We start from the raw sequence: 235 nt of genomic DNA, 5'->3' as shown, positions 1-235 counted from the left end.
ATACTGCAGGGACAGGCCGGCACAGGCTGCAATCAAGCAGACAGCGCCCAAGGCGATGAGCCAGTAGTACAGGAAGATGACGCCAAGGCCCAAGAATCCGATGGAACCTGCCATGGCCAGTGGCCAGATGGAGCTCGGGGAGAAGAAACCCAAGATACCAGCGGAGTCTTCGGTCTCTGCTTCTTCCCAGTCTTCCGGCAGAACGTCGCTGCGGTTATCGGTGAAGTGAAGGTAG

The 235-nt window shown here is 57.9% G+C and carries 1 protein-coding gene; it reads right to left on the bottom strand.

Features of this window, described 5'->3' with window-relative positions:
* Positions 1-235: aa3-type cytochrome oxidase subunit IV (gene ctaF / locus QP915_RS11690; protein ID WP_284769441.1), on the bottom strand; the 235-nt coding region annotated here is incomplete at both ends.

It is taken from the genome of Corynebacterium sp. MSK158 (assembly GCF_030229085.1).
Classification (GTDB): Bacteria; Actinomycetota; Actinomycetes; order Mycobacteriales; family Mycobacteriaceae; genus Corynebacterium.
This window is presented reverse-complemented; position numbering and strand designations above follow the sequence as displayed.